Annotated in this window: 28 protein-coding genes and 1 tRNA gene; 21 read left to right on the forward strand and 8 right to left on the reverse strand. The window is 31.9% G+C overall.

Annotated features, from left to right (window positions below; translation table 11 throughout):
* Positions 1-363: 363 nt before the first annotated feature.
* The 3 genes from K9L97_04925 (at position 364) to K9L97_04935 (ending at position 5,159) form a co-directional block, all read left to right on the forward strand.
* Positions 364-512, forward strand: a tRNA-Leu gene (locus K9L97_04925).
* 499 nt (positions 513-1,011) lie between these two features.
* Positions 1,012-3,252: a hypothetical protein gene (locus tag K9L97_04930; GenBank protein MCF7872349.1), complete on the forward strand. Its 2,241-nt coding sequence runs from the start codon at positions 1,012-1,014 to the stop codon at positions 3,250-3,252.
* A 71-nt stretch (positions 3,253-3,323) separates the two neighbouring features.
* A complete protein-coding gene (locus K9L97_04935) occupies positions 3,324-5,159 on the forward strand; it encodes a hypothetical protein (protein ID MCF7872350.1) in 1,836 nt (611 codons plus the stop codon).
* 2 nt (positions 5,160-5,161) lie between these two features.
* On the opposite strand, the gene K9L97_04940 is transcribed toward K9L97_04935, so the two are convergent.
* The gene (locus tag K9L97_04940; GenBank protein MCF7872351.1) at positions 5,162-6,367 is read right to left on the reverse strand and encodes a radical SAM protein; all 1,206 of its coding nucleotides are present in this window, start codon (positions 6,365-6,367) and stop codon (positions 5,162-5,164) included.
* Positions 6,368-6,543: 176 nt separating this feature from the next.
* Between K9L97_04940 and K9L97_04945 the strand changes: the two genes are divergently transcribed.
* The 5 genes from K9L97_04945 (at position 6,544) to K9L97_04965 (ending at position 10,403) form a co-directional block, all read left to right on the forward strand.
* Positions 6,544-7,086, forward strand: a complete 543-nt coding sequence (locus K9L97_04945) for an HD domain-containing protein (GenBank protein MCF7872352.1) — start codon at positions 6,544-6,546, stop codon at positions 7,084-7,086.
* Positions 7,087-7,249: 163 nt separating this feature from the next.
* Positions 7,250-8,512 (forward strand): nucleotidyltransferase domain-containing protein, encoded by a 1,263-nt coding sequence (locus K9L97_04950; protein MCF7872353.1) that lies wholly within the window; start codon positions 7,250-7,252, stop codon positions 8,510-8,512.
* A 55-nt stretch (positions 8,513-8,567) separates the two neighbouring features.
* The gene (locus K9L97_04955) at positions 8,568-8,882 is read left to right on the forward strand and encodes a transcription factor S (GenBank protein ID MCF7872354.1); all 315 of its coding nucleotides are present in this window, start codon (positions 8,568-8,570) and stop codon (positions 8,880-8,882) included.
* A gap of 122 nt (positions 8,883-9,004) precedes the next feature.
* Positions 9,005-10,174, forward strand: a complete 1,170-nt coding sequence (locus K9L97_04960) for a DUF4346 domain-containing protein (GenBank protein MCF7872355.1) — start codon at positions 9,005-9,007, stop codon at positions 10,172-10,174.
* Positions 10,149-10,403 carry a DUF167 domain-containing protein gene (locus K9L97_04965; protein MCF7872356.1) on the forward strand — a complete coding sequence of 85 codons (255 nt, stop codon included), beginning with the start codon at positions 10,149-10,151 and terminating at the stop codon, positions 10,401-10,403. Before K9L97_04960 ends, K9L97_04965 begins: the two co-directional genes overlap by 26 nt.
* On the opposite strand, the gene K9L97_04970 is transcribed toward K9L97_04965, so the two are convergent.
* Both K9L97_04970 and K9L97_04975 read right to left on the reverse strand, forming a co-directional pair.
* Complete coding sequence (locus K9L97_04970; GenBank protein MCF7872357.1) at positions 10,395-10,928, reverse strand: cytidine/deoxycytidylate deaminase family protein; 534 nt, start codon at positions 10,926-10,928, stop codon at positions 10,395-10,397. The two genes, K9L97_04965 and K9L97_04970, sit on opposite strands and share 9 nt — an antisense overlap.
* The gene (locus K9L97_04975) at positions 10,918-11,469 is read right to left on the reverse strand and encodes an AAA family ATPase (protein ID MCF7872358.1); all 552 of its coding nucleotides are present in this window, start codon (positions 11,467-11,469) and stop codon (positions 10,918-10,920) included. Before K9L97_04975 ends, K9L97_04970 begins: the two co-directional genes overlap by 11 nt.
* Before the next feature lie 144 nt (positions 11,470-11,613).
* On the opposite strand from K9L97_04975, the gene tmk reads away from it, so the two are divergent.
* From tmk to eno, 10 genes are all read left to right on the forward strand, one after another.
* On the forward strand, positions 11,614-12,273 hold the full coding sequence (gene tmk, locus K9L97_04980; protein ID MCF7872359.1) for a dTMP kinase: 660 nt from the start codon (positions 11,614-11,616) through the stop codon (positions 12,271-12,273).
* A gap of 283 nt (positions 12,274-12,556) precedes the next feature.
* A complete protein-coding gene (gene rpl44e, locus K9L97_04985; protein ID MCF7872360.1) occupies positions 12,557-12,874 on the forward strand; it encodes a 50S ribosomal protein L44e in 318 nt (105 codons plus the stop codon).
* Positions 12,875-12,889: 15 nt separating this feature from the next.
* Entirely contained in the window at positions 12,890-13,069 is a 180-nt protein-coding gene (locus K9L97_04990; protein MCF7872361.1) for a 30S ribosomal protein S27e, read from the forward strand.
* A 19-nt stretch (positions 13,070-13,088) separates the two neighbouring features.
* Positions 13,089-13,877 (forward strand): S1 RNA-binding domain-containing protein, encoded by a 789-nt coding sequence (locus K9L97_04995; protein MCF7872362.1) that lies wholly within the window; start codon positions 13,089-13,091, stop codon positions 13,875-13,877.
* A 1-nt stretch (position 13,878) separates the two neighbouring features.
* Entirely contained in the window at positions 13,879-14,049 is a 171-nt protein-coding gene (locus K9L97_05000; GenBank protein MCF7872363.1) for a ribosome biogenesis protein, read from the forward strand.
* Entirely contained in the window at positions 13,994-14,791 is a 798-nt protein-coding gene (locus K9L97_05005; GenBank protein MCF7872364.1) for a PAC2 family protein, read from the forward strand. Before K9L97_05000 ends, K9L97_05005 begins: the two co-directional genes overlap by 56 nt.
* A gap of 19 nt (positions 14,792-14,810) precedes the next feature.
* Positions 14,811-15,152 (forward strand): hypothetical protein, encoded by a 342-nt coding sequence (locus K9L97_05010; GenBank protein MCF7872365.1) that lies wholly within the window; start codon positions 14,811-14,813, stop codon positions 15,150-15,152.
* A gap of 131 nt (positions 15,153-15,283) precedes the next feature.
* Complete coding sequence (locus K9L97_05015; protein ID MCF7872366.1) at positions 15,284-15,574, forward strand: hypothetical protein; 291 nt, start codon at positions 15,284-15,286, stop codon at positions 15,572-15,574.
* Between the two features lie 50 nt (positions 15,575-15,624).
* Positions 15,625-15,975: a DUF192 domain-containing protein gene (locus K9L97_05020; GenBank protein MCF7872367.1), complete on the forward strand. Its 351-nt coding sequence runs from the start codon at positions 15,625-15,627 to the stop codon at positions 15,973-15,975.
* A 223-nt stretch (positions 15,976-16,198) separates the two neighbouring features.
* Positions 16,199-17,461 carry a phosphopyruvate hydratase gene (gene eno, locus K9L97_05025; GenBank protein MCF7872368.1) on the forward strand — a complete coding sequence of 421 codons (1,263 nt, stop codon included), beginning with the start codon at positions 16,199-16,201 and terminating at the stop codon, positions 17,459-17,461.
* Between the two features lie 303 nt (positions 17,462-17,764).
* Here eno and K9L97_05030 read toward each other — a convergent pair whose 3' ends face one another.
* The gene (locus tag K9L97_05030; GenBank protein ID MCF7872369.1) at positions 17,765-18,223 is read right to left on the reverse strand and encodes an RpiB/LacA/LacB family sugar-phosphate isomerase; all 459 of its coding nucleotides are present in this window, start codon (positions 18,221-18,223) and stop codon (positions 17,765-17,767) included.
* Complete coding sequence (locus K9L97_05035) at positions 18,216-18,923, reverse strand: histidine phosphatase family protein (GenBank protein ID MCF7872370.1); 708 nt, start codon at positions 18,921-18,923, stop codon at positions 18,216-18,218. Before K9L97_05035 ends, K9L97_05030 begins: the two co-directional genes overlap by 8 nt.
* A gap of 107 nt (positions 18,924-19,030) precedes the next feature.
* On the opposite strand from K9L97_05035, the gene K9L97_05040 reads away from it, so the two are divergent.
* The gene (locus K9L97_05040) at positions 19,031-19,240 is read left to right on the forward strand and encodes a hypothetical protein (protein MCF7872371.1); all 210 of its coding nucleotides are present in this window, start codon (positions 19,031-19,033) and stop codon (positions 19,238-19,240) included.
* 28 nt (positions 19,241-19,268) lie between these two features.
* Positions 19,269-20,285 carry a deoxyhypusine synthase gene (locus K9L97_05045; protein ID MCF7872372.1) on the forward strand — a complete coding sequence of 339 codons (1,017 nt, stop codon included), beginning with the start codon at positions 19,269-19,271 and terminating at the stop codon, positions 20,283-20,285.
* On the opposite strand, the gene rdgB is transcribed toward K9L97_05045, so the two are convergent.
* Positions 20,261-20,815, reverse strand: a complete 555-nt coding sequence (gene rdgB, locus K9L97_05050) for an RdgB/HAM1 family non-canonical purine NTP pyrophosphatase (protein ID MCF7872373.1) — start codon at positions 20,813-20,815, stop codon at positions 20,261-20,263. The two genes, K9L97_05045 and rdgB, sit on opposite strands and share 25 nt — an antisense overlap.
* A 49-nt stretch (positions 20,816-20,864) precedes the next feature.
* Here rdgB and K9L97_05055 point away from each other — a divergent pair, with 49 nt between their 5' ends.
* On the forward strand, positions 20,865-21,416 hold the full coding sequence (locus K9L97_05055; protein MCF7872374.1) for a hypothetical protein: 552 nt from the start codon (positions 20,865-20,867) through the stop codon (positions 21,414-21,416).
* A gap of 16 nt (positions 21,417-21,432) precedes the next feature.
* Here the strand turns inward: K9L97_05055 and K9L97_05060 are convergent, their stop codons facing one another.
* Both K9L97_05060 and K9L97_05065 read right to left on the reverse strand, forming a co-directional pair.
* Positions 21,433-21,936 (reverse strand): hypothetical protein, encoded by a 504-nt coding sequence (locus K9L97_05060; GenBank protein MCF7872375.1) that lies wholly within the window; start codon positions 21,934-21,936, stop codon positions 21,433-21,435.
* Between the two features lie 85 nt (positions 21,937-22,021).
* The gene (locus K9L97_05065; protein MCF7872376.1) at positions 22,022-22,372 is read right to left on the reverse strand and encodes a hypothetical protein; all 351 of its coding nucleotides are present in this window, start codon (positions 22,370-22,372) and stop codon (positions 22,022-22,024) included.
* Positions 22,373-22,514: the final 142 nt, after the last annotated feature.

A 22,514-nucleotide genomic window follows, 5' to 3' on the forward strand; every position in this document is an offset into this window, starting at 1 on the left:
TTGGTACTTGCAAAGGCCTCTCCATTTCAGTTTTAGTCTTTACTTCGCCAGAAAACGTTAAATTAGTAGTTTGAGCAGTATTTATGCTGTTTAACAACAATAATCCTGATGCTGTCAAGATTACTTTTTCAAGGCCTTTTCTAAAGAAACTCTTTTTCTTCATAGTCTTTAACAGATCATTCAACAGGCTTTAAATACTTTACGGTCAAGCACCACTTAAAAGTGACTAAATGAGTTTTTTGTGGGTTACAGTTAACTTTTTAAATACTTTATATTTCTCAAACAATACTAAATAACATTTGTGGGGTTGTTAGTGCTAAAAAACAAGTATTTGGACTAATAATCCTCATTCGTTAAACTCATGCGGAGTTGCCGGAGTGGTCAAACGGGACAGGCTTAGGTCAATGCGACCCAAAAGTATATGGGTGTGAAGAGTTTTCAGAGATGAGAACAATGATTGTGAGACACCTGTTGGCTTAGTGCCTACGCAGGTTCGAACCCTGCACTCCGCATTTTTTATCTTCTAAATTCTTTTTTGTTGTGTGTGTTTTAGTGTTGTATTCTATTTTTTGTGGAAAAGATATGTTTGTTTTACATATGTTATCTTTTAGGCTAATTTTATAAATTACGCTTAGTTTCAAAGGTTTATTTCAAGGGGTTTTTGCATGATTTTCAATCTAATTAAAAACTGCTCGAATTTTTCTCATAAATTAGAGGATTCTTTTATAAATAAATTTTGTTGTGCCACAAAAGTGATGATTGGTTCAAACCTTCAAATTCAGGGGTTTGAAGTACTTTACTCGCAACGTAGCTAAAAAGGAGACTTAGAGGTTGCGAAAACTTTATAAATCAAATACGATACTGATGATTACACAAATTAGACTATCGCTTTAGGTATGTTCGGGCTTAAATTAATCAGTCAGTGGCTGGTTATGAGCGCAATCCGAGTATACTGAAGCCAAATGTATAGTCAACAAAAAAAACGACATAAAACACGGAGGTGTTTCAATAATGAACGTGAAACAAACTGTAAAGAAAATGTCCGCAGTACTAACTGGAGCTGCTTTTTTAGGAGCTACAGTAGTAGGTGCAATGGCATTAAACCTGAACGACTACCCAATGCCGCTAGTAGAAGATGGCGCATTTGTAGGTAAAATCGTTGTAGGAAGTAAAGGAACAAACGCAGCTGGTCTAGCACAAGATATTCTAGGCGCAATAGACATTGCAGCTAGCTTGCAAGCAGCAGCAAAAGAACCTGTAACTGTAAGCGGTGGAACCGTAACTGTAGCAGGCGGAAAAGTAGAAGATGTATTGGTAGGAACTGCTATCGAAGCTGATTTCGGAACCGAATTGGATTACACTGATCTTCCATTCTTGGCAGATTCATCAGTGGACATTTCAATAGGAGATACTAATGAAAACTATGATTACCATGAAGAAATAAGACTTAATAAATCTGCAAGTAGCTTTGGTTTAAATGTAACAACAGGTCTTGATTATGATGGATCAGATGATTACAAAGATAATGTATTCTTAACTGCTGGTAAAGGCACAGTAGGATACTACTTTGAATTTGATGAGTCATTATCTGCTGGAAACTACATTGCAAACGCAACTTCAAGTGAACCTATAACTCTGAACTTCCTAGGAAGAGAAATGGAAATCACAGGCGCAACTGCAACAAGCATAACTGTACAAGTAGGAGAAAAATTATTCCTTGAGTACGGTGAAACTGCAGAAGTAGATGGTCACGATGTAAACCTAGTTAGAGTTAGTAATACCAATGCAATCGTATCTGTCGATGGAAGTCAAGGAGAAATTAGCGATGGTCAAACTAAAACAATCGGAGCTCTAAGAGTTAAACTAGATACAATCTACAACGATGATGGTAATGAGTATGATGCAGCAACACTAATTATTGGTGATGAAGCAACAAAAACATACCAACATGGTGAAGAATACATCGGTGAAGACAAGTATGATCCAGAATGGAGATGGGTATTATCAGGTTTAGCTGGACCAACACCAACTTTAGGAGTTGAATTTGCTGCAGATCTAGATGGTGATGATGGCGAAGAATATGAGAATTATGAGAGCGTAATCTATGAAGGACAATCAATAATGTTCCCTGGAGATTTCGCAGAAATTAAATTCGATAGCCTAACACAAACTGATTATGCAGAATACAGTTTCGACATAGAAACAAGAGATCTGTACTACTCAAATGGAACTCTTTTGGGCTCTTCTGTTAAAACTGTAAGAGTTAGAAGCGACATGAGTAATTCAGGCCTTAAAGTAGGTACACAAAAAACAGATACTGTTTATGTTGCACCAGTTTTAGGTCAAGCAGGAAATTTCTCTGTATATTACAGCGATAGTAGTACTGCAAGAGCAACACTTGGAACTGCACTTGTGGAAGATGGAGAGACTCTGTTCACTCTTGACTTCAGTAAATCAAGTGTTGATGTAAACTTAACTGATGTAGGAGCTACAGTAGCAAACATGACCTTTAACGGTCAAGGAATTGATGTATCTTTTGTATGGAATGCTGGAGCAACAGAAATGAGTTACTTAGGTATGAACGACCAAGATACAGACACAGGTTTGTACTACAGTGATTCATCAATAGCAGGTCATGAAGAGGATCTTATAACTTCAAAGGGTATAAGAATAAATGATCCGGACAGTGAATTCCAAAAAACAAGTGGAGACTTGAAAGTACATGTACCAGCAGACGTAACTGATTTCAGAGCTAACATAGTTATTTCTGGAGAAGGAACACAAGTTACAGCTGATTCAGATACAGGTGCTTACACCGTTAATCCATTTGCACTTGGAGCTGGAATATTGGACGTTGATGCAGGCGACTTGTTAGGAGAAACACCATTACTTGTAGTTGGAGGACCATACGTAAACTCCATTGCTGCAGAATTAATGGGTAACCCAACAGGAGACCAAATAATGCAGATGTTCGAAGCTGGAAAAGCTAAGATTAAACTGTACGGGGATCAGAACGCTGTCCTTGTAGCAGGTTACTCAGCTATGGATACACAAGGAGCTGCATACGTACTTGCTGACTACTCAAACTATGACTTTGATGGTCAGTCAGAAGTTGAAGTTCTTGTAACTAGCTTGGAATCTGACGGTTTGGAAGTTGTTGCACCAACTCTACCTTCAATGGTGGATGATATCGAAGTTGCTGACGATACAGCAGCAGCTGACGATACAGATGCAGGAGACGACACACAATAAGTCGTCTAAATTTTTTTCTTTTTTTTTTCTTAAAGATAACATTTTTAAACACTAAGTTCTAAGTCGTTGTTATGAGGTTGAGCGTATTTATTATTTTGTTATTAGTATTGTTGTCTTTTGTGCAAGCGCAAGAGTACGATTTGCTTGATGATTCTTGGCGTTCTGATAGAGAGACTTATGAGTTAGAAGGCTTGGTTTATCAGGTTCTTGTGAATTCTTTGAATAATGAAGAAATTGTTTTTAAACAGGATTCAAAAGGAGTTGTTATCTATTTGGGACGTTGTAAGTATTCTGATATTTACAAGTTTTGTTATGATGCGTATAATTTTAGTTCTGATAAGACTGTTGTTTCTCATTCTGGTGAGTGGGCTCCGGGTGTAAAGGTTCTGGTTTATAGGGAGAAGGGGCATTCTGATACTATTAGTCCTGAAATCTCTGTTGAAGGTGTTTCATCTATTGGTTCTTTAGGTGCGTATACTGTTAATATTACTATTACTAATCCTGAGAGTTCTGGGTGGATTAATAATGGTAAATTTTTGTTTGAAGTTCCAAACGGTATTAATGTGACTTCTTTTTCTAATTTTATTATGGTTGGGAATACTTTGACTAAGACTTTGAACATGAATCCTGGAAGTAGTTTGTTTTTTGATGTTTCTTTTGATGTTTTAGAGTATGGCAGTCATGTTTTTGATTACGTTATTAATTATTCGTCGGGTTCTAAGACTGGTTCTTATAGTTTGTCTGTTGAGGATCCTTTGGATTTTTCTATGTCTTTAAGTCCTGACAGGATTGGTTTGGAAGGGTATTCTATTGTTGAAGTTGTTTTGGAGAATAATAATCCTGTTTCGGAGATGATTGTTGAGGATTTAAGGGTTGAGGTTTCTGAGCGTGCTACTTATAGCATGATTAAGAATTTTGAATATGGTGATGCTAGTACTTTTTTGGGTAGTGTTGCAGTTATTGAGCCTGGTAAGAAAGAGTCTTTTAAATTTAGAATAGATCCTTTTCTTTTAGCAGATATTATTGTTAATGCTTCTGTTAATGTTTCGGTTGAGGGGCATTCTTTTTCGGATTCTATTTCTAAGACTTTATTGTCTGAAGTTAGGCCTTTGGAGTTTTATTTTTATAGCACTAATTCGGATGTTGAGCCAGGTGATGAGATTTATTTGACTTTGCAGGTTAAAAATGTTGATGATGCTGTTAATTTTAATAATGTTAGTTTTGTTGTTGATGGTGTTTTGTTTAGTGCTTCTGGCAACTTAGGAAATTTAAGTCATTTGTCTTCTAAGAATGCGTTTAGCAGGTCTTTTGTTAAGGTTCCTTATTTTAATGAGAGTTTTGTTGATTCTTTGAATGCCACGGTTTTTTATGAGACTGTTTTTGGAGAGACTTTTTTTGTTTCAAAGAGTTTGGATTTGAATGTTAAGTCTGGTGAGCAGCGTTTTGAAATTTCTAAGTCTTCTAATAAGAATGTTGTGAAGCGTGGTGAGGAGTTGATATTGACTGTTAAAGTTAAGAATTTGCTGGATAAGTCTTTTGATAAGGTTCGTGTTTTTGAGAGTCTTCCGCAAGGTGTTGAGGTTGTAGGGGGTGTTTCTTCTGCAGATTTGTATTTGCGTCAGAATCAGGAGGCTCAGGCTTATTTGTTTAAAGTTTTGGTTTTAGATGATGCTCCTGAGATAATTAATTTTAGGTCGACTGTGGAGCTTGATGATGGTTATTTTTCTATTTCTGATTTAGAGGTTGAAGTTGAGGATTCTCAGATTCCTGTTGTTGAAGATGTTGAGGATGTTGTGGCTCCTGTGAATGCGCCTCCTAGTTCTAATGTTGAGCCTGTTAAGGAGAAGGGTTTTTTTGGTAAGTTGATTGATTCTATTGAAGATTTTTTTGTTGATTTGTTTAGTTAAGTTTAAATGGGTATTGCTGTGTATATGTTGTGTTTATCTCTTAATAGTTTTACTTTTATAGTTCCTTTTTTTTGTTTACAATTTAGTATTGTTATTGCTCTGTTTTTTGATCTTCCAAGAACTTCGTTTTTGTTTCTTCCTTCTGTTATTATTTCTACGGTTATTATGTGTCCTTTTTTGAAGGGTTTTTCTAGGGTTTTGTCTTTTTGTATGTTGAATATGTTTTCGTTCACTATGAGTTTTATATCGTGTTGTTTTTCTTTTTGTTTTAAGAATTCGTAGAATTCATCCCAGCTTATTTGTTTTGTTAGGTTTCTTCCTCCTTTGTAGTTTAGGAAGTTTTGTATTCCTATTGAGGGATATTTTTTGTTTTTTATGGTTTTGCTTAGTTGTATTATTTTGTCTATTTCTTTTTCGTTGTATCCTGGTATAAGTACTGGTGCTAGTAATACGTCTATTTTTCCTTCGCAGTATTTTATCATTTTTAGTACTTGTTCAACGTTATATGGTGCGTCTGCGAGTTTGTCTGCAAGTTTTTTGTCTGTTGTGTGCAAGCTTAGGTTTATTCTTGTTAGTCCAGCGTCTGCTAGTTCGTCTATGTTTTTTTTATTTAAGAATAGTCCGTTGGTGTTTACCGATATTACTTCTACGTTCGGTATTTTTTTTAGATCTCTTACTAATTCTAGGAATTTTGGGTAGAGCATTGGTTCTCCTTGAGGGCCTATGTTTGCTTCTATTGGGTGTTTTTTTATTTTTGCTAGTTTTTCGAATTCTTCTACTAAGTATTCTTCTTCTATTACTATGTCTTTTTTATCGTTTTTTCCTTCGAAAACTGAGCAGAATATGCAGCTTAGGTTGCATCCTGTTAGGGGTTTTATTTCTATAATGTTTGAACCTCTGTCTACTAATCCGAATTCATTTGTGCCTATTAGTGGAAGTCCTAGGTTTTTATGTATGTATATTGTGTCTTTATTTCTTATTTTGTGTTTTAATTCTAAAAACGCTTTGTTTAGCAAGGGGTAGAATTTGTTGTTTACTTTTTTTTCTGATGCATCTATTATTAATTTGTTTTGTTCTGTTTTGGTGTTTCCTATTTTTTCAAGTTCTTTTTTTTCTAGGTAAAAGTAGTAGTTTTTCATAAAGTCTACTTTTATCTTTTCTTTTTCTTCTGAAAATTTTAAATCTGCGAATTCTAGTGTTGTTTTCATATTATTCTTTTTAAGATTGTTAATTCATTTTTAACTTTTGTTAATATTTGTTGTTCAGTGTTTTTTTTTGGGCCTTTTTTATGTTTGTATTTTAATAGGCAAAAAATAACATATTCGCTTGTTGTTTTTAATTAAATTATCATAACTTTTTTAAAAACGAGTTCATTCTTTTTTTTATGGGAGAATTATATGCTAAAGCATTGATTTTAGCTATTTCAGCACATAATGGTCAGTTTAGAAAAATATCTAAGGATCCTTTTATTATTCATCCTGTTAGGGTTTCTGAATTAGTTTTAGATTGGTATGTAAAGTTCGAGGATGTTGAATTATTGAGGGTTTGCGCTGTTTTGCATGATGTTTTAGAGGATACTTGGGTTGATGATAGTGTTTTAAGGAATTTATTTGGAGAGCGCGTTTTATCTATTGTAGAAGAATTATCTATTGAAAATTCTATTAGAAAGTCTAAAAGGATTTGTAAAGATGAATATATTGAGTCTTTGAAAAGCGCTTCAATTTATGCTAAGTTAATTAAATTGGCGGATATTTGGGATAATGTTCAAGATACGAAGTTTGTTAGTGGCTGGAAGTCTTATTTTGAGGATTCTAAATGCATTCTTGAAATTATTGATGTTGAAGGTTCTGTGTTTGAAGCTGTGTTTAATGAGAAAAAGATGGCGCTTTTGAAAGTTGTTGACGATTATCTTACTAAATTTGCTTAAATTAAAGTAATTATAAATTTTGGAGTTCCTGTAGGTATTTGTTCATCATCTTTTAATAGGTCCTTTTATCTTTGATGCATGCTGTTTTAGACTGTTTTGTAGCATCGTTTCATAGTAAACTATTTAATAGAGTGCGTTGTTTTGATATATGCAGGTGTTAAATGTGGATGTTAAAATTGTTATTGATAAGGCGCTTAAGGAACTTGATTCTAATAGTGGAGTCTCTGAGTTAGTTAATTCTTTTTTGATTGATCTTAAAGGCGCTGTTAAAAAATCAGGGTTTCCTGTAAGTGTCGTTCTTGGCGGGAGTTTGGCTAAAGGCACTTTTATTAATGGTGATTTTGATGTGGATATATTTGTTAGGTTTGATAAAGAGTTTCCTGACGATTTATCAGATTCTTTGCAGAAGATATTGGAATTTATGGGTGTTGAATTTGAAAGAATTCATGGATCTAGGGATTACTTTCAGGTAGATAATGATTTATTATTTGAAATTGTTCCTGTTAGGAAAATTTCTAATTATCTTGATGCAGAAAATGTTAGTGATATGAGTCCTTTGCATGTTGAATATTTTTTAAGCAAAACTAAAAATAATAAGCGCATTGTCGAGGATATTAAGCTTGCCAAGCTTTTTATGAAATCTTGCAGGGTATATGGTGCTGAAAGCTATATTAAAGGATTTTCTGGTCATGTTGTTGATTTGTTGGTTATTTATTATGGTTCTTTTTTATCTTTATTAGAGAACGTTACTAAGTGGAAAGATAAGAAGATTATTGATATTGAGAAGCATCATAAATTTCCTTTGATGAGTTTAAATGAAAGTAAAATACAAAGTCCTTTGGTTGTTGTTGATCCTGTTCAACAAGACAGAAATGCTGCTGCTGCTCTTTCGAAAGAAAAGTATTTGTTATTTATTGGAGCTGCGAAAAGATTTTTGAAAGCTCCTTGTCTTGATTTTTTTAAGAAGTTTGATTTTGATGTTCATATTGATAATTTAATCACTAAAAATTCTAAGAAATGTGATGTTTATGAGATTTCTTTGAAGCCTATCGTTGATAAAAGGGATGTTTCGGGAGCTAAGATTTTAAAAGTTTTTGAGCATATTTCAGAGTCTTTGGAAATTAATGATTTCGTTATTAAATGGAAAGATTGGTATTTTAATAGGGATTTAGCGAGATTGGTTTTTTCTTTGGATGCATCTCCTCTTCCCAGTAAAAAGGTTGTTATAGGTCCTCCTGTTGATTTAGTTGAACATGTTAAGAGATTTAAGAATAAATATTCTTCTGCGAAGAAAGAAGATGATGTTTTATGCGCTGAAATTCAAAGAAAATATGTTGAACCTATTTCTTTATTTATTGATTTGTTAAAATCTAAGGCTCTTAGAGAGAAGTATGACGTTTTGGTTGAAGTTAAGAAAATTTCTTAAATTGCATGATTATTAATCATAAGTTTTTTAAATGAGTTTTTGTTCATGTTTTAAAATGATGTTTTGTCCTAAGTGCGGTTCTATGTTAATGCCTAAAAAAGTTGATGGTAAAAATGTCATTATCTGTAGTTGCGGGTATACTAATGAAAAAGTTGAAAATATAGAACTTAAAGAAGAAATAAAAAATGATAAAAAAATTGATGTTGCTTCTGAAGATGAAGGAACTTTACCGATAACTGAGGAAGAATGTAAAAAATGTGGTAATGATCGCGCGTATTATTGGCTTGTTCAGACAAGAGCAGGAGATGAGCCTGAGACTAAATTTCTTAAATGCACTAAGTGTAAGCATACATGGAGAGATTATTCTTAAGTGAATATTTTTTTTACTTGTTGATTTTCATTAATTTTGTTTGTAAATTGTTTTGATGAATTTCAAAGATTTGTATTAGTTAGGAGTGAATATTTTTAAAGTAAAACATCTTTCTTTTTTAAATGATTAAGGATAAGTGGCCAGTTTATTACGCGGATACAGTGCATCTTTCAAACAAAGGATCTAATGTGGGTGTTGTTTGTTTGTGGACTAAGAAGGAAAGATTGATAGAAAAACTTAGTGGAAATAGTTATTGTTTTATTGGTCAGTTGTATTCTAAGGAGTATGGTCTACAAATTTTGTTGAGAAATTTATTGGCTAATAATCAAATTAGGTATTTGGTTGTTACTGGCATAGATTTAAATGATAGTGCTCAGGCCTTAATAAATTTTTTTGAATTTGGAATAGATGAAAATAATAAAATTTTAGGAACTGATGTTTTTCTTGATTCAAAGATTAAAATTGAACACGTTGATATTATACGGAAAAGAGTTAAATTAGTTGATTTAAGAGATATAAGTATTGATGAAGTTGATAGAGAATTGACAAAGTTAAAAACTTTAGAATGTTCTGGTGAAGAGATATTAATAGATCTTCCAGAAATACAGCCTCCGATTAGATATCCTACTGATTTTTCCGGATTTAAAATTAGAGGGATTGATTTTTTTAGGGCTTTTCGTTTTTTATTGAAAAATATTTTGAGATTTGGAATTTATGATTCTGACAAAAAGGAAATTTTTATTGGTAACGTCAATTTTTTTGTTAAAAATTTAAGTAATGATGATTACAATTTTTTGTCAAATAGGCAGCATAAAGTTTGGTTGCCTAAAAACGAAGGTGTTTTTGTTTATAATGCTGAGGAGTACACAACTATTTTCGTTAAAGAAATGGATTGTTGGGAAGAGCTGAAGGATGCAGTTCTTGATGTCTTTTCTAGTTCTAAAAAAAATGTTTGTTTTATGATATGCAAAGCATATATTCCAGAAAATTTTTTAGAGGATGTTGTTGAAGTCGTTGGTAATAGTGTTGCAAAGAAATGGTTGCCAGACCCTCATGGTAATATTGTTATAAGGGTAGAAGATAATTTGATTAAAGCTATGCATGTTGATCAGAGTGGAAATGCAATTGATGAATTTAATGGTAAGACTGCTAAAGAAGTTTACAGAAAAATTTCTTCAAATATTGCTGTGAGTATGATTTATCATGCAATGGATATTGGTGCGGAATTACAAAAAGCTGAATTTGCTTTAAAGGAAGGAAAAAAATATGTCCAAGATAAACCTATTAAATGAGATAAGAACTAAGTCTTCTATTATGTTGATAGTTCGTACTAATTCAAATAAGACTCAAATTAATTCTTTTGATACTGCAAGGCAGGCTTATGTTTTAGATGTTGCTGCGCCTCCTCAGGATAATAAGGCAAATATTGAAATCGTGAAATTTTTTAAAAGAGAATTAGGGAAAGATATTAGGATATTAAGTGGTGCTACCGCGAAGAAAAAATTAATAAGATTAATTTAATAATTCACGGTCATAGTTTTCCAATTCGTCTTCTTTTACTTCTAGTGCTATTCCCGCTTCTTTAAAGAATTGTCTTGTTATTTGCGCTCCATGATATCTTTTTCTACATATGACTTTTTTGATTCCTGAAGCAATTATAAGTTTTGCGCAGTGCATGCAAGGTTCCATATTAACATAAAGTGTTGCGTCTTCAAGCGCAACTCCTGCTCTTGCGGCAAATGCTATTGCGTTTTGTTCGGCGTGTATTGTTCTAACGCAATGTTCTCTTTCTATGCCATCAGGGTACTTTGTGTAAACTGTTAAATGACCTATTTCTTCACAGTGCTTAAGTCCTGGCGCAGAGCCTGCATAACCAGTAGATATTATTCTTTTGTTTTTTACAATGATGCATCCTGCAAGTCCTTTGCATGTGCCTCTTACTCTTACAGCATCCATTATTCCAAAAAAATAATCATCCCAATCAGGTCTTTTTTTATATTCAGTACTTCCTTTTTTATTTTTAGATCCTTGTTTTTTAGATTTCATGTAAAACCTCCTTAACTTTTTTGAATAAATCTTCTTTTGTAGAATCATTTCTGAATTTATAATCTGCTTGGTCCATGCAAGTTTTTATATTTTGTTTATTTGGGTCATTTGATTGCATTTCCAATTTTTCTTTTTCAACAAAATCCTTAAAGGTAACATTGTCTGTTTTTTCTCCCCTTAGCAATATTCTTCTATATCTTTCATTTTTATTTGCATCAACTGCAAACAATACGAATTTTCCTTTTTTTCTTAAAGCATCTATTTCTCCCGGAGTTCTTATGCTTTCAATTATGCACTTAGATCCTTCCTTTTTTGCTTTTTCAAATAAATATTCTACAAAGTAACTTGGTCCGTGTTTACTTCTCATATCATTAGAAACTTCAATTAATGTATCTCTATTAAGTTCTAGGCCTCTTTTAGCTATTTCCTCTCCTATTGCATCTCGAACAGAATAATGTTTAAACCCTTTAGTTTTTAAGTATTCGACAATAGTGCCTTTTCCAGCGCCATTAGTTCCAGTAATTCCTATAATTACCCCCATAGACCTTGTAATTTGTTAAATAATATATAAATATTACTTGATTTTTGCCGAAAATATTTCGAATTACTTGAATATGGAGTTCATAGAGCAAAAATAATTATATATGGTTCAGATAAATTCATAATAGTTTCGGGGGGATATATTGTGATTATTACTTTTGAAGGCATAGATTTTTGTGGTAAATCAACAGCAGTAAAGCTTTTTATGGATTATTTATCTAAAAATAACATTTCTCATGATTTATATAGAGAGCCGGGAGGCCATCCTATCTCTGAAAATATAAGAAATATTCTTTTAAATAAGAAAAGCTCAGGAATGGTTCCTGAAGCCGAACTTCATCTTTTTTTGGCACAAAGAGTTCAAAATATAAAAAGTTTAATTCCAGAGCTCTCTAAAAAGTATGACTTGCTCCTTGCAGATAGATTTCATGATAGCACGACTGCGTATCAAGGTTTTGGTAGGGAGTTGGAATTTGAGGCTATTGAACACTTTAAAAAAAAGTATGTCGATCCATTAAATATCGTAAGAACTTATTTAATAGATATTTCAATTGAAGAAATGGTCAGACGTAAAAACTTGACGAATGAAGAAGCTGATAGGATTGAATCCTCAGGACTTGAATTTTATAAACGAGTAAAGAACGGATATTATGAAATTGCAAAAAATGATTCTGACAGAGTAAAGATAATTAAAACTGATGAATCCCTAAAGGGTATGAAGAGTATTGATTACGTTTTTTGTCAGATTAAATCGGATTTTGTCAATCTTTTGGAATCTAGGAATGTAATCCAGAAAGCTATTTAAAAACGAATATTTTATTTTTTTGAAAAATTCATAAATTTTTCTTTTTTTTAATAAGGATGTTTTGCAAATTAGTGATGCGGGATGCTCTAAATTAATAGATGTTGCAATTATACATTTTTAAATAAATATGAATATGTGTATCTTACAGTTCATAATCTGCAAGTATACTAAAAAATGTGCGCTGTGAAACTAACAATTGTTTTTTGCAAGATTAAAAAACTAAAATTTAGGGAGAACTCATATACCCAAAAGCTTTATAAATGGACTTTGTTTCCTGAAAGGTATGAAGATTCCTAAAACTATGAATAGACACTGCCCTAAATGCAAGAAACACACAGAGCAAAGGGTTGTTGAATCAAAAAATAAGGGTAGAAGTAAGGCGCATCCTCTCTCTAAATTCGGTAGTAGACGATTAAAAGATAGGGGAGAAAGAGTCGGTGATGGTAATCAAGGTAAATTTTCAAAACCAGCTATTAAAAACTGGAGACGAACTGGTAAAAAATTAAGTAAAAAAACAGATTTAAGATATACTTGCTCAGTTTGTAAGTCTATGAGTGCTCAACCGGAAGGTAAAAGAGCTAAGAAACTTGAATTAATATAAATTAGGGGTATTAATATGATAAAAGAATCAAATTCAAAATTCATAAAGGTAAGATGTTCTAAGTGTAAAAATGAACAGGTGATTTTTGGGAAGGCAGCATCTCAGGTCAAATGTTTAGTTTGTGGTACTGTACTAGCTAATCCTTCAGGCGGTAAAACAGGGGTTGAAGCAAGAATCCTTGAGGTCCTGGAGTAGTTAGGGGAGTATTACTGAAATGTTTTTTAGAAAGCACGGTTTTCCAGAGGAAGGCGAAATAGTTTTTTGTACGGTTACTAATGTTCAATATAATTCTGTTTTTGTAAAAATAGAGGAATACGATAAATCTGGTTTGATTCATATTTCTGAAATTAGTCCTGGTAGAATAAGAAATATTAGGGATTATGTTAGAGAAGGCAAAATGATTGTCTGTAAAATTATCAAGGTTGATAAGCATTCAGGCAATATAGATGTTTCTTTAAGAAGAGTTACTGAGATGCAGAAACGTCAGAAAACTGATGAAAGAAAACAGGAACAAAAAGCTGAGAAGATTATAGAGTCATTAGCAGAGCAAATAAAAAGGCCTGTTAAAGAAATATATATTGAAATAGCGGATGTTGTTTTTAAAAAATATGAATTGATTCAGCAGGCTTTTGAGGATGTTGTAGAGAAAAATCAAAGTTTAGAAAAATTAGGTATTAATAAGGAGTATGCAAAGAAACTTGAAGAATTGGTAAGAGAAAAGATCAAACCTAAAAAGGTCGAAATTCATGGCACTATAAAAATTAAAACTTATTCAGAGAATGGTGTTGAGCGAGTAAAATCTGTTTTGATAAAAGTTGAAAAAACTTCTAAAAATATTTCTATAAAGTATCTTGGTGCAGGCGCATATTCCATACTCGTTGTTGCAAAAGAGTACAAAGAGGCAGAAAAAATACTTAAAGAGGGTTTGAAGATTTTAGAAGATGAATTTGATCAAGATAAATCATCTTCTTATTCATTTGAAAGAAAAGATAAGAAGGATTGAAATGGTTTCAATTCTAAAATGTAAAGAATGTGGCTCTTATGGGCTGAATGCTGAATGTGCTTGCGGGGCTAAAAGAGATCCTGTCAAGCCACCAAAATTTAGTCCGGAGGACAAATATGCCAAGTACAGAAGAAAATATAAAGAGCAGGAATTGGAAAATAACTCGTCATAAAAAAGTGACTTTTAAGAATCCTGTTTTATTGGAAGGATTACCAGGTATAGCTAATGTGGGCAAGATTGCATTGGATTATTTGATAGAGCAGTATGATGCGGATCTTGTTCTTAGTTTTTTTTCTGATTATTTGCCTAATACTGTGTTTGTAAATGAAGATAATTTGGTAGAGTTGCCCAGGATTGAGTTGTATCATAAAAAAATTAATGGAAATGATTTCTTATTTCTTGCAGGGGATGTTCAACCATCTTCTGAACAAGGGAGTTTTTCATTTACAAAAGTGATTTTGGATTTAGCTTGTGAATGGAAATGTTCAACAATAATTACTTTAGGAGGTATTGGTTTGCAGGATATTCCTGAAAAGCCTAAGGTGTTTTGTACTGGTACTGATAAAGATATAATGAAAGAGTTCAAAAGTGTTGGGGCAATTGATAAGATTTATGGTGTTGTCGGTCCTATAATAGGCGTTTCAGGTTTGTTAGTGGGTCTTGCTAAGAAGAAAAACATATCTGCGATTGCTTTGTTAGCTGAAACTTATGGGCACCCTGTTTTTTTAGGTTTGAAAAGTGCAAAGCAAACTTTGAGAGTTTTATCAAAAAAATATGATTTTAAGTTAAATTATAGGGAATTAAATAAAGAAATAAAACTTATGGATAAAGAGCTTCAAGGAGAACATGTTGCGCAGAGGTCTCCTAAAATGGAGCGTTTGAGAAAAATTAAGGAAACTAGTTATATTGGTTGATTAGTTAGTTGTGTAAAAAATGATTTTTTCAGAATATCAATATGAAATGCTTAGAAACTCAATACATGAAAGTATAAGTGTTGTTTATACTGATGAAGAAAATATTTTAAGGACTGCTATGTTGGCTAAATTGCAAATTTTAAATAAGATATATATTGAGTTTCTTCCTAAAACCGAATCGAAAAATGATATTTACTGTAACATTTTCTGTGATGCAGGGTTATTAGGAAGAAAAAATAATAATAAGCCTATTCAAATATTTGTTGATGGTTCTGATATGAAATCAATAGATGCAATTTTTGATTCTAAAGGCTTAGTCTATGAAAGTCCTGTGTACAGGAAACTAAAAAAAGTGATTTGATTAAATAGTTTCAAATACAAATAAATTATAAATAAGTATCTCAACTTATTGGAGACCATAAGTGATGTCTTGTTTTTGTCATGATTTAATTTTATGAAAAGTTTTAAAAGATGTGGTGATTTTCTGTTTAAATGCCTTTTACAATTGAAACCAAAAAAATTTTAGATGCTTATGTTGGGAGGAAAAATATTTCTGTTTCATTTATTGACTCAAATAAAGAAACTATGCTGTCTGTAGGAGAATTAAAAAGAGTTTATGATAATGTTATTCATTTGTTAGTTAAGGAAAATTTTAGATATAATGGTTTTTTAGAAACGCACAAAAGGCATCATTTTATTCCTCTTAAAGGTGAACATTATCAAAAAATAACTAATATTTCAGATGCTCATGGTGTTGTTTTGTATGTTGATCGCGTTTTTTAACTGTATTTTTCTAATAAAATTTTTAAATGTTGTTTTTTATTGTATATTTAATGTTGTTCACAATAAAAAATAATGAAAAAGTATTGCTTTGCAAAAATTCTGTTTTTCATAAAACTGTATTTTCTAAAGGCACTGGTTTGATGTTTCATAAAAAAATATTTGATAAAGCACACATTTTTCCTTTTGATAAAGAAAAATTTATTCCTTTAACAAACTGGTTCGTTTTTTTCCCGATAGATGTAATTTTTTTAAATAAAAAAAATGTTATTGTGGAAATAAAAGAAATGTTTATGCCATTTACTAATTACTATCCTGTAAAAAAAGCGTCTTGCGTGATTGAAATGCCTGTAAATACAATAAAAAAATTTAAAATTTGTTTAGGGGACAAGATGTATTATTAGAAAGATTATTGGGCTTTGTCCGGAAAGTTATTGCTGGCTTGAAGTAAGATTGAGATGAGCACATTGACAACGTCAATAACGTTAGTGCTCATCGGTAAAAATTCATACTGCAAAGCAGATGATATATCTTCCCAGCGATAAACCAAAAGATTCCGGACAGAGCCGATTATTAGAAACTTATTTAAATAAAATTATTTTAAGTGTTTATTGAAGGGGTGAGCAATTGAAAATAAAAGATATTAAACCACTGCAAATTCTTGATTCTAGAGGAAATCCTACTATTGAAGTTAAAGTAACAACAAAAAGCGCGGTTTCCAGCGCAGCAGTTCCTAGTGGTGCTAGTACTGGTTCTTATGAAGCTGTCGAATTGCGTGATAGAAAAAAAGAGTATTTGGGGAAATCTGTCAATAAAGCGTTAAGTAATGTTTTGAAAATTTCTAAACATTTAGTGGGTAAAGATGTTAATAAACAAAGGAAACTGGATGAATTGATGCTTAAGCTTGATGGTACAAATAATAAGAGAAAATTAGGGGCTAATGCAATTTTAGGAGTGAGTATGGCTTGTTCTAGGGCCGGAGCTGCAGCGCATCATATGACTTTATATAATTATCTTGGAGCTCTTTATAACAATAATGATTTTTTACTACCGATTCCTTTTGCTAATGTGATTAACGGAGGGGTTCATGCAGGTAATGAGTTGATGTTTCAGGAATTTATGATTGTGCCGGTTGGTGCAAAGAGCTTTTCAGAGGCGACTAGAATGGTTTCTGAAACATATCATATCCTTAAAGATTTAATTTCTAAGTCTTATGGTTTAGAAGCAACAAGTGTTGGTGATGAAGGTGGCTTTGCGCCTCCTGTGAAAACTGCGAATGAGGTTTTAGAACTATTGTCTGTCGCAGTAAAAAAAGCAGGGCATTCAAAAAAAATAAAATTTGCTATTGATGTTGCAGCCTCAGAGTTTTATGATAAAAAATCCAAAAAATATGAGGTTGAGAAGGGAAGATTTCTTTCTTCAGAAGAATTGTTAAGATATCTTGAAGCGCTCGTTATGGAATTTCCTATAATTAGTATTGAAGATCCTTTTCATGAAGATGATGTTGAGAGTTTTTCTAAGATGATGAAGATTTTAGGAGGGAAAATACAGATAGTTGGTGATGATTTGCTTGTTACAAACCCGGTTCGTATTGCTAAAGCCATAAGTGAAAATTGGTGTAATGCACTCCTTCTTAAAGTAAATCAGATAGGAACTATAACTGAAGCTATGGAGGCGGCGCATATGGCTCAAAGTGTTGGTTGGAAAGTCATGGTTTCACATAGAAGTGGAGAAACAGAAGATCCTTACATAGCTGATCTTGCAGTTGGAATAGCATCTGGGCAAATCAAGATTGGCGCGCCTTGTAGGGGAGAGAGAACAGCAAAGTACAATCAGCTTCTAAGAATTGAACAGGAACTTGGTAAGTTGGCGAAGTTTGCTAAATTTTGAGAATAATTATGAGTAAAGTATATCCTCAAATGTTTTGATTTTTGCTTTTGTAAATAAATCTTTTAAAATATTTTCTCCCGTTATTCTATATTTTCCTTTTTTTAAGAATCTTTCCAGTTTTTCTCCATGAATTTTTTGATAAAATTTGTAAGGTGCTACGTTGAAGTTTTCAGGGGTTATTTCTTCAGGTTTTCATCCTAAAGGATTTTCAAAATTTGGTTTCTTAGTTTGTATGTTGTAAACTCCTTTTGGTGTAATAATTACGCTGTGAGCGCATCCTATTCCTTCTTCTGATAGGTTTTCTTACGATTTTTCTAACTTTTTAATTTTATTAACTCGTCTTAGGTGTCTGCCTTTTTCGAATTTTGTTTCGTAGAATGTTTTTATTATTTGTTTTACTTGCTGTTCTGTTAACTTTTGGGATGAATAGTGTCCTGGTAATATTAGGATGTTTGCATCATTATGTTTTCTTGCTAGTTCTGCTTCTTTTTTGTTATGGATGAGGGCAGCTCTTATTCCTTTTAATTTGTTTGCTGCTATTGACATGCCTATGCCTGTTCCACATGCTAATATGCCCATCGTATTTTTTTTGTTTAATATTTCTTCTCCGACTTCTTTTGCGAAGTCAGGGTAGTCATCTGTCGACTTATTTTCTGGTGAGTAGTCTATATAAGTTATGTTAAGCTCAAGAAGTGCTTTTTCAATTTTTGATTTTATCTTTGCGCCGGCATGATCTGTGCTTATTATTATTTCTTTAGTCATTTTTTCCTTTTCCTTTCTTTTTGTTTGGTTTTTCTTCTGGGACTTCTATTGTATATTCAAAATGTTTGTCCCAAGGATTTTCTAATTTCATCATTTGGTTTATTGTAAGCTTTTCAAAGTATTTTCTAAATGGTCTCATTGCATTGCCGTGACTTGATATTGCAACGTTTATTCTTTCTTTTTTCATCATTTTTATGAGGTCTTTGACAAATGGTTCGACTCTTTTGCAAACCATTTTTACGCTTTCTCCTTTTGGAGGTGCTATGTCGTAACTTCTTCTTATTATGTGAAGTTCTGCTTCCCCCATTTTTTTCACGAATTCTTTTCTTTCTCTTCCATGAAGGTGGTCTATTTTATGCCAGTGCAATAATGTCTTATAACTGTCTTCACCTTCTTTTTTTATTGTTGTGCTATGATGTTTTCCTTCATATATGCCGTAACTTCTTTCTATTTGTCTATCATCTACAATTATTTTTTTACATTCAGGATGATATTTTAGGACTTCTTTTAGTGTTTGTTTTGATCTTGTCAGATGCGATCTTATAGCTACATCTATTTTTTTGTTTTTTAGGGCTTTTGCTACTTTTTTTGCATCTTTAAATCCTTGTTCTGTTAATTTACTGTCTTTGTGACCTGTAAAAATATGTTTTTTGTTGTAATATGTTTGTCCGTGTCTAAATAAGTATATTTTTAGTTTCATCTTATTTTTTTCTTATTATTAGGGTTTTTTAATGTTTGTGTTTTTTTAAGTGTCTTTATTCATGAATAAATATTAAAATATTTAAATAGAAGTATATTTATAAATGTATGAAGATGAATTTATTGGTTTTTTTGGTTTTGACGTTGGTTTTTTTAGCTCTTTTTACGGGTTGTATGAAAGATAAGGAAACTTGTAATTATGATGGTATTTGTCAAGATAATGAAACTGATAATTGTGTTGATTGTGAAAATGTTCTTGGTAGGGGAGTTGATGTTCCTGCTGAAGTTCAGGATATTGATAAGAGTACAGGTCCTTGATTTTTTCTGAATAATTTTAGGTGATTTTATGGGTAATAAAACTAAATATGAGGAACAGCAGTCGCATTATGCAAGGAAAACAGAAACTTTAGACAATAGTCCTGTTATTGAAGGTTTTGATTTTGAAAAAGATTTTGATTTTGATAGTTTTATTAAAAGTTATTTCAATACTGGATTTCAGGCTACTGAGCTTGGTAAAGCTGTGGAAATAACTAAACGTATGATTGAGGATGATGTGGTTGTTTTTCTTTCTTTTACAGGTAATGCGATAAGTTCAGGATTAAGAGATATTATAAAGTTTCTTATAAAAAATAAGATGGTTCATGTTGTTATAACTAGTGGTTCAGGTATTGAAGAAGATGTAATTAAGAGTTTGAATAATTTTAAGGTTGGTGACTTTGATGTTTCTGGTAGGACTTTGTTTGAACATGGTGTTGGGAGAATAGGTAATATTTTTGTTCCAAATGATCGTTATTTATATTTTGAAAAATTTATGACTCCTGTTTTTGAAGAGTTTTATAAGATTCAAAAAAGTAGAGGGGTTCCTTTAACTCCTGTTGAAATTACTAAAATTTTGGGGGAGCATCTTAATGATAGTTCTTATCTTCATTGGGCTGCTAAGAATGATATTCCTGTTTTTTGTCCAGGGATTATGGATGGAAGTTTTGGGGATTTGGTTTATTTTATGAAACAACGTAAAACTGATTTTATGATAGATGTTACAGAAGAATATAAACGGATTATTAGGATTGTTTTAGATTCTGAAAAAACAGGCGCTTTAATTCTGGGGGGTGGCATGTCTAAACATTATAATTTGAATGCTAATATTTTTAGAGAAGGTCATGATTACGCAGTTTATTTGACGTCTGCTGATGAAGCATTTGGTTCTGATTCGGGTGGTAATGTGGAGGAAGCTAAGACTTGGGCTAAAATTAAGTTAAATGCGCCTACTGCTAAAGTTAAAAGTGATTTCACTATTACATTCCCATTACTGGTCGCGGCTACTTTTGCTAGAAAGTTTCATTCTGATTCTTTACGTAAGTGATTTTTTAATTTTTCTAATGCTATTTTTCTTGGGCTTATCTTGTTTTTTTCTTCTTTTGTCATTTCTGCATATGTTTTTTTGTGTTCTTTAGGCATAAATATGTTGTCCCATACGAATCCGTTGTTTCCTCTTGGGCTCACTATTTTTCCCGCAACTTTTCCTTCGAAGTAATGTTCTTCATTATTTTTATCTAAGTATCCTATTGTTATTGTTGCTGTTGCTTCATAATTTTCGTATTTTTTGCATAGTTCGTATATTCCTTGTATTCCTATTTTTTTGTATAGCCATTTGATTAGTGGTCCTGGAAAGCCATTTAAGCATAGTAAGTTTAAAGAGGTGTCTTCTACAAAGAAATTGTTTTTTTCGTATTTTTTTGCTTGTTCTAATTTATGTTTTATTATTTCTTTTGAGTCCATGCTTTGTATTTCGTCTAGATCGATGTAAATTTGTTCTATTTCCTCTATATTTGACAATATTTTTGTTGCTTCATCGTATTTATTTGTATTTCCTGTTATGAATTTTAGCGTCATATCATTTTTTTTAGAAAAGTATATAAATAGTTTTTCATTGGGTCTTTATATGTTAAATTATTTAGAGGATTATCATCATATTTTAGGGGAATGTCTTGGGTTTGTGAAACATATAAAAAATAAGCCTACGTATGTTCAGTCTATTTATAATTTGGAACACATAGGTAATTTTGAGAGGGTTAAAGATGGTGCTTCTGAATCTTATAATGTTCCGCATTCTATTGTTGCTATGTTAAGAGAAACTGCTAAAGAGTTGAATAATTCTAAGAGTGCTACTGAGTCATTTTCTAAGCGTTTGATTATGTATCATAAAGTATCGAAGTCTTTAGGTACTAAGTATGACTCTGTCATTATTAATGATATTGATAAGTTTGTTAATAAATATGCCAAGATCAAAAAAAATGTTGATGATTCCTTAAGTATTATTTTGCCTCTTTTGAATATTAAAGAGATTATTAGTGATCAGCAGTTGAAGAACAGAGCAATAAGATATTCTAAGCTTAAAGATGTTTTGTTTAATACTTCTTTTTCATTTGTTAAGGATCAGATTAAAGATGATGAAGATAATCTTTTGAGAACATATAATTTTTTAAGAAAATGAATATAAATAATTTTTTTTATTGTTCTGTCATGCTTATTATGTCTATTAATATGTCTTCGTAATCTGATAAATCTTTCGCACCTTCTAATATGAAGAATTCTGCTTCTAGTTTGTCTGAGAGGTCTGATGATTCTTCTATTGGGAATTTGGTATTTGTTTGGAAGGAATATATGAAGAATTTCATTGTTTTTTTTCTTATTTTTTCGTAGTTTAGAGTGAATATTTCTTTTTTATCATTTGTGTTATCCGTTATTAAAAGTGTTCCTTTTGTGGCTAAAGGTCTTTCTTCGTATTCTTTTAGTAAGAATCGCGCGATATGTCCTTTTGTTAATATTATTGTGTCTGGTGTGAATTGTTCTGCGTATTTTCTGAATTCTCGATCCCATTCTTCGTAAGAATTTGTTTCTGGTAATTCAGGTGTTGTTACGGATATTTCTCTTTTTTCTAGTTCTTCCTTTAGCCAATTTATTTTTTTTATATCTTCATCATTCGGGTTGATAATTAGTATTAAATTTGTCATTTGTAAAATAATATTGGTTTTTTATTTAAAAAGTTTATCCTTAATTCGTTTTTTTTGGCAAATTTCTTATGGTTGTACATATTTATTATTCAGGAATATCCAAGTATTCTTTTTGTATTGTTTTCAGAAGCTCAAGTTCGGTGTGCATATTTATTAAATGACTTTTAATTAATTCTTCAGACCGATTTTTTTTGTCTATGATTGCCATTATTTTTTTGTTTTGGTAATTTATATTATTTATTGATTCTAATAACCAGTTTTCTTCGCTGTAATCTTTTAATTCTATTATTTTATTATCTATGTTTTTTTTTATGTTAGTATATGTTTTGTCTATGCCTATAAAATTAACATTATATTTTACAGCTAATTCTGATAGTTGCATTGTTTTATTATAGTTGTTTTTTCTGTATTGTTGTGCTGTTTCGTCGTTTTCCATTTTTTAATGCGAACGTAGTGAGTTCTGGGGTTTAATTCCCCGACCTTTAGGTCGAAATAACTTCTTTTTCTTAGAAATATTTAAGTCGCGGCTTCGCCGCAGAATAATCTGCGGACGAAACTGCGCTATCAATTGTTCAGAT

The sequence above is a fragment of the Candidatus Woesearchaeota archaeon genome (assembly GCA_021735165.1).
Lineage (GTDB): Archaea > Nanobdellota > Nanobdellia > Woesearchaeales > 21-14-0-10-32-9 > JAIPET01.

Bases quoted from the DNA above. Each gene is read 5' to 3' on its own strand.
- K9L97_04930 (MCF7872349.1), top strand. From the start codon at position 1,012: ATGAACGTGAAACAAACTGTAAAGAAAATGTCCGCAGTACTAACTGGA.
- K9L97_04935 (MCF7872350.1), top strand. From the start codon at position 3,324: ATGAGGTTGAGCGTATTTATTATTTTGTTATTAGTATTGTTGTCTTTT.
- K9L97_04940 (MCF7872351.1), bottom strand. From the start codon at position 6,367: ATGAAAACAACACTAGAATTCGCAGATTTAAAATTTTCAGAAGAAAAA.
- K9L97_04945 (MCF7872352.1), top strand. From the start codon at position 6,544: ATGGGAGAATTATATGCTAAAGCATTGATTTTAGCTATTTCAGCACAT.
- K9L97_04955 (MCF7872354.1), top strand. From the start codon at position 8,568: ATGATGTTTTGTCCTAAGTGCGGTTCTATGTTAATGCCTAAAAAAGTT.
- K9L97_04960 (MCF7872355.1), top strand. From the start codon at position 9,005: ATGATTAAGGATAAGTGGCCAGTTTATTACGCGGATACAGTGCATCTT.
- K9L97_04965 (MCF7872356.1), top strand. From the start codon at position 10,149: ATGTCCAAGATAAACCTATTAAATGAGATAAGAACTAAGTCTTCTATT.
- K9L97_04970 (MCF7872357.1), bottom strand. From the start codon at position 10,928: ATGAAATCTAAAAAACAAGGATCTAAAAATAAAAAAGGAAGTACTGAA.
- K9L97_04975 (MCF7872358.1), bottom strand. From the start codon at position 11,469: ATGGGGGTAATTATAGGAATTACTGGAACTAATGGCGCTGGAAAAGGC.
- rpl44e (MCF7872360.1), top strand. From the start codon at position 12,557: ATGAAGATTCCTAAAACTATGAATAGACACTGCCCTAAATGCAAGAAA.
- K9L97_04990 (MCF7872361.1), top strand. From the start codon at position 12,890: ATGATAAAAGAATCAAATTCAAAATTCATAAAGGTAAGATGTTCTAAG.
- K9L97_04995 (MCF7872362.1), top strand. From the start codon at position 13,089: ATGTTTTTTAGAAAGCACGGTTTTCCAGAGGAAGGCGAAATAGTTTTT.
- K9L97_05000 (MCF7872363.1), top strand. From the start codon at position 13,879: ATGGTTTCAATTCTAAAATGTAAAGAATGTGGCTCTTATGGGCTGAAT.
- K9L97_05005 (MCF7872364.1), top strand. From the start codon at position 13,994: ATGCCAAGTACAGAAGAAAATATAAAGAGCAGGAATTGGAAAATAACT.
- K9L97_05010 (MCF7872365.1), top strand. From the start codon at position 14,811: ATGATTTTTTCAGAATATCAATATGAAATGCTTAGAAACTCAATACAT.
- K9L97_05015 (MCF7872366.1), top strand. From the start codon at position 15,284: ATGCCTTTTACAATTGAAACCAAAAAAATTTTAGATGCTTATGTTGGG.
- K9L97_05020 (MCF7872367.1), top strand. From the start codon at position 15,625: ATGTTGTTCACAATAAAAAATAATGAAAAAGTATTGCTTTGCAAAAAT.
- K9L97_05030 (MCF7872369.1), bottom strand. From the start codon at position 18,223: ATGACTAAAGAAATAATAATAAGCACAGATCATGCCGGCGCAAAGATA.
- K9L97_05035 (MCF7872370.1), bottom strand. From the start codon at position 18,923: ATGAAACTAAAAATATACTTATTTAGACACGGACAAACATATTACAAC.
- K9L97_05040 (MCF7872371.1), top strand. From the start codon at position 19,031: ATGAAGATGAATTTATTGGTTTTTTTGGTTTTGACGTTGGTTTTTTTA.
- K9L97_05045 (MCF7872372.1), top strand. From the start codon at position 19,269: ATGGGTAATAAAACTAAATATGAGGAACAGCAGTCGCATTATGCAAGG.
- rdgB (MCF7872373.1), bottom strand. From the start codon at position 20,815: ATGACGCTAAAATTCATAACAGGAAATACAAATAAATACGATGAAGCA.
- K9L97_05055 (MCF7872374.1), top strand. From the start codon at position 20,865: ATGTTAAATTATTTAGAGGATTATCATCATATTTTAGGGGAATGTCTT.
- K9L97_05060 (MCF7872375.1), bottom strand. From the start codon at position 21,936: ATGACAAATTTAATACTAATTATCAACCCGAATGATGAAGATATAAAA.
- K9L97_05065 (MCF7872376.1), bottom strand. From the start codon at position 22,372: ATGGAAAACGACGAAACAGCACAACAATACAGAAAAAACAACTATAAT.